Genomic DNA, 9,437 nt, shown 5'->3' on the forward strand with positions numbered 1-9,437 from the left:
CACCTTTTGTTTGCTTCCGTCGGTTGTAAATCAAAAGTTACCTTGGTATAATAAAGAAAAAAACAGAAACGGAGATGTTTTATATGTGTTATATTTTAGACACAACAATACACTTGCCAAAAAAAGCAACTCACCCTTTTATAAAGGAACTGTTATTCAATTACACACCCGGTAAGGATTGGAATGTTTTATATGATGCTGAAGAAAACAGCATCACCGTCGGCGACTTTGAAAAAGCAGCTTCAGAGAACGGCGAATATGTCGTAAATGTTACCGCAGGCGGCGTTTACATTAAAGGGTTAAACTACTCTGCCCTGATGCGTGGGTTTATGACTTTTCTAAATAGAATTAAATGCTTAGATCCCGGTGTTTTTGCGTTGGATATTTGCTCACTCCGAGAAAAGCCTCTGATTAATTTTCGTGCTGTTCACCTTTGTATATTCCCCGAAACGAAGCTTGATTTTTTCAGAAAATGTGTCAGGAGCTGTGCCATCTCCAAATACTCCCATATTGTTTTTGAATTCTGGGGCATGCTAAAATACGACTGCATGCAGGAGCTTGCCTGGCCCTTTGCATTTTCTAAGGCACAAATCAAGGAAATTGTTGCCGAAGCAAATGCTTTAGGTGTTGAAATCATCCCGATGTTTAATCATTTGGGACACGCCTCTGCCTGCCGTGAAATACACGGCAAGCATGTAGTTTTAGACCAGAACCCTACTCTTTCTTATATGTTTGACTCATACGGCTGGATATGGAATTTTAAGCGTGAAGATGTGTACACACTTCTTAGAAAAATCCGCGAAGAGTTGATTGACGTTTGTGGAGACGGAAAATGGTTTCACTTAGGCTGCGACGAGGCTTATGCCATCGGAAAAAGTGAACAAAGCGCTCTTGAAATGGCAGAATATTTAAACAAAGTATCTGCAGAATTGAAAGAAAACGGACGTCGCGGTATCATCTGGCATGATATGCTGTTGCCGCAAAATGAATTTGACAGCTATTACGCATATTCCGATAAAGCTGTTTCGGAAATTCTCCTTAATAAGTTAGACAAAAACCTGTTACTTGCCGACTGGCAATACACGGTACACAACGAACTCTGGAAAACATCAGAGGCATTAAAGAGCCGCGGTTTTGATGTGGTGTGCTGTCCCTGGCACAACCCCAAAAACATTCACGAAGCCTTGGACACGGTGACAACGCACAACCTCTTTGGTGTTATGCACACCACCTGGAACACCTTACAGCATGGCTTCAAAGAAATGGTTTATGGCGGTGTCATTTACTACGGTGCCGACCGAAACGATGTGGACATACAAAGATTTTACTGTGCATCCGTTGCAAGAGTGGCTATGCCGTCAAATGGAAAATACGAAAAATCCGGATGGGTAGAAACATCTACAGGTCCCGGACTATAAAAAGGAATGTGAAAAAAGTCCGGAGCACAAAAACACAAATATAAAAGCAAACAAAGCTTGTGCAAACCTACAAACAAGCCACAAAATGAAGAAACTACGCATTTTTGATATGCACCCCAAAAGTGTTCAACTTTTGGGGTGCATATCAAAATAGAGAGGGTACTTTTATAAGAGTGCACGCAGTTTTTCGGTACCTTCTTTTATAGTATGCTCCTTGCGGAACACGCTGGAGGTGCCCACCACAAAAATGTCTGCACCTGCGTCATACATTTTAGGTACGTTTTCAAAACTGCAATTGCCGTCTACCTGAAGTAAAATATGCTCCAAACCGCGTTGCTGCAGTATTTTGCGCATATTCTGAATTTTTTCAAAGCTTTCGGGCACAATTTTTTGTCCTGCGAATCCGGGATTCACCGTCATAATCAGCACCATGTCAAGCTGTGGCAATACTTCATCCAACATTTTCAAAGGTGTTGCAGGATTTAACGCCACCGCGGCTTTGGCCCCCTTTTCTTTTATCAAGGTAATCACCTTTTGCAGATGGACGGTGCTCTCCCAGTGCACCGAAATGATATCACCCGACTTGATTTCAAGCTTTTCAATAACAGACTCGGGATTTTCCGCCATGATGTGAAAATCAAAGGGTAAATCGCTTGCAGGTCTCAGCTTGTTCAAAAATTCCATGGGCATCATAAGATTGGGCACAAAATGATTATCCATAATATCGCAATGAAGCATGTGGATGCCGGCTTCCTTGATTTCAGCCAATGCCGCACCCATGTTCAGCACATCTGCGCACATGATAGACGCCGAAAAGTACGGCTTTCTGTGCTTCGGTATGGGCAAAAATGCCGCGCCGTACAAGGGAGAAAGATCACCCAAGTCTGCCTTTTTCAAAATTGGAAGTGTGTCTGTGGCGTAGCAATGCGCTTTGATATAGTCAATCACGGGGTTTAAATACATGTCCTCCTGCGCCGAAAGACCGCCGCTGAACAGCACGCAGTCGGGCGAAAGCAGATTGATAATGGCAACCAAACCGCCGCCTAACATTTCGATGGCAGACTGCAATGCATTTTTCGCATTCACATCCCCGTTTTTTGCCGCTTCAAACAAGTCGGAAGCCGTCTTGTTTTCGCCAAACAGTTCCTTTGCGGTAATGTCCAAGCCACCGCCTGCACAGTATTTCTCCAAACATCCGTTCTTGCCGCAGCCACAGGGTCTGCCGTTTTCCTGAACCGGCAAATGCCCCAGCTCCCCGGCACAACCCAGAGCACCGTCATAAATTTTGCCGTTCAAAACAATGCCGGTGCCAATGCCGGTGCCTAATGTGACACAAACCACCGATTTATATCCCTTGCCGCCGCCAATGAAGTACTCACCCCATGCCGCGGCTCTGGAATCCTGCACAAGCCGTGTAGGAATATGGGTTTTTGCCTGCAATTGCTGACCAAAATCCTCGGACAGAATCGCAATATTCGGCACTTTTAAAATTCTTGTTCCGTCCGTGCTTACCGTGCCCGGGATGCCAATACCGCAAGACAAAACATTTTTTTCTTCTATCCCTGCCTCCCGGCAGAGCTTTTGAATCTCGCCTGCAATATGAGAAAAGGGATCCAAAGTAATGTCTGCCACATAGCTTTTGCTGTGACAAAGGAGGCTTTTGTTCTCTGCGTCGAACAAGCCGATATGTATTTTGGTACCGCCGATATCTATGCCGATTTTAAACATTTCTCAAAGTTCTCCTTGTTCAATGGCAGAAATCATGTCGATGCGTGCCTGATGTCTGCCGCCCTCGTATTCGGCGTTTAAAAATTCCTCCACAATCATTTCAGCTGTGGCAATGCCGATCACTCTTGCCCCGAAAGCAATGATGTTGGCATTGTTGTGCTGACGGGTAAGACGTGCCGAATACGGGTCGGAGCAAACCGCTGCGCGGATGCCCTTAACTTTATTTGCCGCAAGAGAAATTCCAATACCGGTGCCGCAAATCAAAACACCCAAATCGCATTCTCTGCCTGCCACCGCGTCCGCCACCTTTTTCCCGTATATGGGATAGTCACAGCGCTCGGCGCTGTCTGTACCGAAATTGACCACCGTGTGTCCTTTCTCTTCCAAGTAACGGGTGATATGATTTTTCATATCCACCGCCACATGGTCGTTGCCGATTGCAATTTTCATCTATCCAAAACTCCTTAGTCAATGATATAAGGCTCAAAATCTTCTCTTTCAAAGTCCACAAGTGCCTTCATGTATTTGCCGTATTTGGTTTTCAGATCGCCCTGCGCCTGATCAAACATGGAAACAGGATACACCTTTGTGGGAACCGATTTAAAGTTCCAACTGTTATCGCCAAGCATACGAACAGCGTTTGCACAGCTTGTAACAAAAAGATCCTGTTCTCTCGGATGTGTGCTGAGGCAGTCGATTGCCTTTACATTGAGCATCTGCACATCCACAAGACGCTTGCCGCCGGTGTGATATGCACCAACTGCCAACTGACCGCACTGACGGGTCATCTGAATGGCAAGGTCTAAGCCTTCTTCGGTTTCGGTCCATTCCATAACCGTCTTAAAGCCAAAGCCCTGACTGGAAAATTCTAAGTCGTTACCCGGAACATCTTTATAATGCTTAGGCAAATCTTTTACTAAATATACTTCATCCGCACCATAATGCTTTGCGTTATCTAAGCATTCCTGACGAATATCTACCGCTACCACATACGCACCGCGTTTTTTAAGCAAGCTGATGGCACCGCAGCCCATGTAGCCGCAACCGACCACTGCCACTCTGTCTCCTACTGCTTCGATTTTAACTTTAGAAACTGCGCTGATTAAGCAAGCCAAAGGCTCTAAAACCGCCTCTTCATCCTTTACGTTATCCGGAATAATAAACACACGTTCTTCAATTGCACGCTCATATTCGCCACGACCGCCAAATAAACCGCTGACTCTGTCGCCCACCTTAAAGCGGGTAACACCTTCGCCCACTTCATACACTACACCAATCGGCTCGTGCCCGAAAGAGGGGGCTGTCCCTTGCTCCCAATCGGTATGCTCGGACATGCAAACGCCACAATACTTCATTTTTACAATCAACTGATTGGGTGCCTCGATTTTGGGCATTTCAGCGTCACGCATTGCGGTTTTACCCGGACCTACACTTGTTAATCTTTTCATCATTTTTCCACCTTTCGTTTTTTTGTACTTTTGATTACATCTTAGCACGAAAACACCGAAAATAACATGGAAAAAAACAATATATTTTTGTAAAATACCGACTTGTTGGTTGACAGTCTCTCTTGAATATGGTACACTTTAGAAAAAAGGAGGTGTGGGTATGGTTATTTCTCTTGGCGGCAAATCCGAAAAAATTACCTATTGCAATTTACACACCCACCATAACGAATGGGAAATTATACAAATTCGCACCGGCGAAAATCGGAGCATTGTTGACGGAGAAACCTATGATGCAAAGCCCGGCGACATTATGGTCATTCCCCCAGATGTCCCCCATGGCTCTACTGCCGAAGGCATTTTTACCGATATGTATTTCCGTGCCGACAACATGGATTTTTCCGTAGTCACAGTGGTGCACGACTACGACAACGCGGTGCGTCCATTGTTTGACATGCTGATTAAAGTGTGTACCGAAAAAGAAACCGACTGGCAACCCATTTCCTCTTGTTTGGGAGAAGCCATTTGCACCTACATTAAAAAATATGCCAAAACCGACTACAAATATCCGTTTGTGACAGACATAAAAAATAAAATGTACGAAGAGCTTTCCAACCCAAACTTCAACATTTCGGACGAGGTGCGGAAAATCGGGTACAATACCGACTATTTCCGTCGTTGCTTCCGGGAAGAATTGGGGCTTACACCGCTGGAATATCTGACAAAGCTTCGGATTGACGAAGCCGGACGTCTTTTAACCCAGCGCACCTTTCAATCGGTGGAAAAGGTTTCGCGCCAATGCGGATTCTCCGATTACTATTACTTTTCAAAGCTGTTTAAAAAACAAACGGGACTCTCTCCCAAAAACTACCGAAAAAAATACACAGAACATTAAAAAATGGGCTGTAATAAATTCACAGTCCATTTTGTTTAATCAGAAAAATGTTTTTTCCGATACTCGGTGGGAGAACAGCCTTTGTGCATTTTGAAAAATCTGCTGAAGGAATAAATGTCGGTAAAATGCAATTTTTGAGACAGTGCCGTCACAGAAAGATTGGTTGTTTTTAAGGCATTTTCTATATACGCAAGCCTTTTTTTGCGATAGTATGCCATAAGGCTTTGATGATACATGTTTTTAAACTTCCGGAGCAAAGTATACTTGTTTATATAAAACTGCTTTGACAAATCGTCTAACGTTATGGCAGACAGAAAGTTGTTATCAATATAGTTCTTAACTGCAATAACCAGCTCTGCCATTGTATCGGTTTTCGTGATGTGTCCTGAATCAAATTGCGTTAAAATACAGTCCAAAAGCTCTAACATTTTCGCCTTGCACAGCAGCTCGTAATTGTACGCCTGTTTTTGATAAAGCTCTATAATTTCAAAAAAGATTCTTTGAAAATTCTCCCTGTCAAACGGAGTAAAAACAAAAGGGATAAGCGAGCCGAACACATCGGGCTGTATCATCGCCCGTTCGTGCTCAGCCATATCTTCTGCAGATTTAAAAGACACAAATCTTTTTTCACTTTTTCCATCATACGAAACATCAAAATGAATATGAGGCTGACTGAAATCAAAAGATTCCACACTCTCAAACTCATGCAGAATACCGGGTCTTAAAAACACCACATCATTTTTCTTGCACAAATACGCTTTGTTATTTACAGTAATTTTACATCTTCCGCTTGTGACCAGTATAATTTCATAGTCAAAAAGCACTCTTTTATTGATTTTAAACGGCGCCTTTATGTCTGAATGCATCGCCACTCTTATGTATGGAGAAAACTCGTTTTTGTTCAAGAAAACACCGCCCTTGCATCAATAAATGACAAATATTTTAATCATACTTGCCATTTACACTTTTTCCTTACAGTACTATGATTATACTATAATATAAAATAAAAATCAAGGAGGCTGTATAAAAAATGAATTTATCCCAAATGCAAAATTTTGAATCCAGGTCAATTTCTGCTGAAAATTTCAAAGGCGAAAAAGGAAAAGGCGGAATGGCTGCGCACGGAACGGGCGAAAACTGTGCAAGGGATTTAGGTGTTGGCTGGAAGATCTCCCCTTCCGTTTCAATTCCTGCAGGCGAGGTGTTTGAGCTTGCCGATATTGACGGCTCGGGCATCATTAAACACATCTGGATTACAGACAACTGCCCCAGAAACAGAATGCTTGTCATCCGCATGTACTGGGACGGCAGTGATACACCTTCTGTAGAAGTACCCTTAGGCGACTTTTTTGCCGCAGCCGAGCATCAAAGCTATGCACAGCTTACATCGCTCCCGGTTTGTGTGAACCCCAAAAGAGCCTTTAATTGCTACTGGGATATGCCCTTTTACAAAAAGTGCAGAATCACTATTGAGAACCTGCACACAGACTGTGTAACGGTTTACTATCAGATAGATTATGTTTTGGGCGAAGTGCCTGAAGGACACGGCTATTTCCATGCACAGTTCAGAAGAGTCAATCCCCTTCCCTATAAAGAATGCTACACCATTTTAGACAATGTAAAAGGCAACGGTCATTATGTGGGCACCTATATGTTCTGGGGTGTAAACAATACCGGATGGTGGGGCGAAGGCGAAATAAAGTTTTTCCTGGACGGAGACAAAGAATATCCAACCATTTGCGGAACAGGAACGGAAGATTATTTCTGCGGTTCATACAATTTTGATATTGGCGGAAAATATCAGGAATTCTGCACACCTTATTCCGGCATGTCGAAAGTCATTCGTCCTGACGGCTTATACAATTCTCAACAGAGATTTTCCCTTTACAGATGGCACATTACAGACCCGATTTACTTCAAAAAAGATATAAAAGTCACCATTCAGGCACTGGGTTGGAGAAACGGCGGTCGGTACTTGCCGTTACAGGATGACATTTCATCTGTAGCATTCTGGTATCAGGACAACATCTGCAAAACATTTCCCGCATTTCCCACAGTAGATGAACTGGAAATTATATAACAGAAAGCAGGTTTTACTATGATTACAAAAAATATAACAGAAGGAAACACCGCTCTTGGTATTGAGCTGGGCTCCACCAGAATAAAAGCCTGTCTGATTGATGACAGCTACTCTCCCATTGCAAGTGGCAGCTTTGAATGGGAAAACACCTTTGAAAACGGCTACTGGACATACAGCTTAGATGAAATTCACCGCGGTGTGCAGGAATGCTTTGCATCTCTCCGACAAAATGTAATGGATACATATAACATCAACCTGACAAAGGTTGGCTCCATCGGCATTTCGGGTATGATGCACGGCTATCTTGCCTTTGACAAGGAGGATAATCTCCTTGCGCCGTTCAAAACCTGGCGAAACACCACAACCGCGGAAGCTGCAAAGAAACTGACAGATTTATTTCAGTTTAACATTCCGCAGCGCTGGAGTATTGCCCATTTGTATCAGGCAATTCTAAATGACGAAGAGCATGTACAAAAAATCGCACACATCACTACACTATCCGGGTATATCCACTTTCTTTTAACCGGAAGATGGGAGCTTGGAAGTTGTGAGGCATCCGGGATGTTCCCGATACTTAACGACGATTATAATGCAGAAATGCTGGACAAATTTGAACAACTGATTTGCAAAAAACAATTCCCGTGGCACATCCGCGATATACTGCCCAAAGTAAAAAAATGCGGAGAAATCGGTGCAACGCTAACGCAAGAAGGTGTGACGTTCCTTGATGTGTCGGGTAATTTAACTGCAGGAATTCCTCTTTGCCCGCCTGAGGGTGACGCGGGAACGGGCATGGTTGCCACCAACAGCGTAAGACAAAAAACGGGAAACGTTTCAGCAGGAACCTCTGTTTTTTCCATGCTTGTATTAGAAAAACCTTTAAACAACATGTATGAAGCAATTGACATTGTCACAACGCCCGATGCATCACCCGTAGCAATGGTTCACAGCAACAACGGCTGTTCAGAGCTTGATTTATGGGTAAAAATGTTCGGAGATTTTGCCTCTATGATTGGAGCAGATATTGACAAGTCAAAGCTATATACTTTGCTGTATGAAAATGCATTAGCAGGTGATGCGGACTGTGGAAAAGTGATGTCCTACAATTTCCTCGCAGCCGAGCCGGTTGCAGGTGTAAAGAATGGCTCTCCCTTATATTTCCGCACACCGCAAAGCAAAATGAACTTAGCAAATTTCTTCCGTTCGCAGCTTTATGCAACGGTTGCGGTACTGAAAATCGGTATGGATATCCTCGTAGAAAACGAAGGGGTTCATGCAGAGAATTTTAATGCGCACGGCGGACTTTTTAAAGTTAAGGGTGTTGCGCAGCAATTCCTTGCAAACGCACTTAACACCAGGGTTTCGGTTACCGAGACCTCGGGCGAAGGCGGTGCCTGGGGCATGGCATTGCTTTCTGCATATATGATGAAAAAAGAAACCCTTTCTTTAAGTGACTGGCTGGATACAAAGGTTTTCGGAAGCATTGAAAAAGAAACGTTATCCCCCGATGTTAGCTCTGCTGACGGCTTTAACGAATATTTCAAGCTTTACAAATCAGGACTTAAACTTATGTAATAAAAGGAGCTGTAAATTTATTACAGCTCCTTTTTGGGGGATAGGAAAAAATGTTTGGAATGGACAAACTGAGCCAAAACCGCGATATAGCGCGGTTTGGGGTTACCCGAAGGCTCGTCAGAGCAAACGATGCATTGGGCACCCTTCGTTTTACAACGAAGGGTTTCTTTTGCGCCGTTGCTCTTCCTCTTTCGCAAAAAGTTTTCACCGAAATACTTTTTGCGAGCCAGCCGAAAAGTATTGCTCGCAAACTTTTCGGCTAAAAGGAGGTGCAGAGTATAAAATGAGCAAAACAC

General features: G+C 43.6%; 9 protein-coding genes. 4 read left to right on the forward strand and 5 right to left on the reverse strand.

From position 1 onward, the window contains the following. Nucleotides 1–83 precede the first annotated feature (83 nt). Nucleotides 84–1,418 carry a family 20 glycosylhydrolase gene (locus IJE10_01800; protein MBQ2966840.1) on the forward strand — a complete coding sequence of 445 codons (1,335 nt, stop codon included), beginning with the start codon at nt 84–86 and terminating at the stop codon, nt 1,416–1,418. Nucleotides 1,419–1,583: 165 nt separating this feature from the next. On the opposite strand, the gene rpe is transcribed toward IJE10_01800, so the two are convergent. From rpe to IJE10_01815, 3 genes are read right to left on the reverse strand one after another with little or no spacing between them, the layout of a single operon-like run. Then, nucleotides 1,584–3,146 carry a ribulose-phosphate 3-epimerase gene (gene rpe, locus IJE10_01805; GenBank protein ID MBQ2966841.1) on the reverse strand — a complete coding sequence of 521 codons (1,563 nt, stop codon included), beginning with the start codon at nt 3,144–3,146 and terminating at the stop codon, nt 1,584–1,586. 3 nt (nt 3,147–3,149) lie between these two features. Next, nucleotides 3,150–3,596 (reverse strand): ribose 5-phosphate isomerase B, encoded by a 447-nt coding sequence (gene rpiB, locus IJE10_01810; protein ID MBQ2966842.1) that lies wholly within the window; start codon nt 3,594–3,596, stop codon nt 3,150–3,152. A gap of 14 nt (nt 3,597–3,610) precedes the next feature. Beyond that, on the reverse strand, nt 3,611–4,594 hold the full coding sequence (locus IJE10_01815) for an alcohol dehydrogenase catalytic domain-containing protein (GenBank protein MBQ2966843.1): 984 nt from the start codon (nt 4,592–4,594) through the stop codon (nt 3,611–3,613). A 160-nt stretch (nt 4,595–4,754) separates the two neighbouring features. On the opposite strand from IJE10_01815, the gene IJE10_01820 reads away from it, so the two are divergent. After that, entirely contained in the window at nt 4,755–5,486 is a 732-nt protein-coding gene (locus tag IJE10_01820) for an AraC family transcriptional regulator (protein ID MBQ2966844.1), read from the forward strand. Between the two features lie 35 nt (nt 5,487–5,521). Here the strand turns inward: IJE10_01820 and IJE10_01825 are convergent, their stop codons facing one another. Next, nucleotides 5,522–6,391 carry a helix-turn-helix transcriptional regulator gene (locus IJE10_01825; GenBank protein MBQ2966845.1) on the reverse strand — a complete coding sequence of 290 codons (870 nt, stop codon included), beginning with the start codon at nt 6,389–6,391 and terminating at the stop codon, nt 5,522–5,524. 125 nt (nt 6,392–6,516) lie between these two features. Here IJE10_01825 and IJE10_01830 point away from each other — a divergent pair, with 125 nt between their 5' ends. Continuing rightward, nucleotides 6,517–7,566 (forward strand): DUF2961 domain-containing protein, encoded by a 1,050-nt coding sequence (locus tag IJE10_01830; protein ID MBQ2966846.1) that lies wholly within the window; start codon nt 6,517–6,519, stop codon nt 7,564–7,566. Nucleotides 7,567–7,584: 18 nt separating this feature from the next. Then, complete coding sequence (locus IJE10_01835; GenBank protein MBQ2966847.1) at nt 7,585–9,141, forward strand: ATPase; 1,557 nt, start codon at nt 7,585–7,587, stop codon at nt 9,139–9,141. Between the two features lie 20 nt (nt 9,142–9,161). On the opposite strand, the gene IJE10_01840 is transcribed toward IJE10_01835, so the two are convergent. Further along, nucleotides 9,162–9,437, reverse strand: a 276-nt coding sequence (locus tag IJE10_01840; GenBank protein MBQ2966848.1) for a hypothetical protein, incomplete at its 5' end; no start/stop codon positions are given.

This window comes from Clostridia bacterium, assembly GCA_017410375.1.
Lineage (GTDB): Bacteria > Bacillota > Clostridia > RGIG6154 > RGIG6154 > RGIG6154.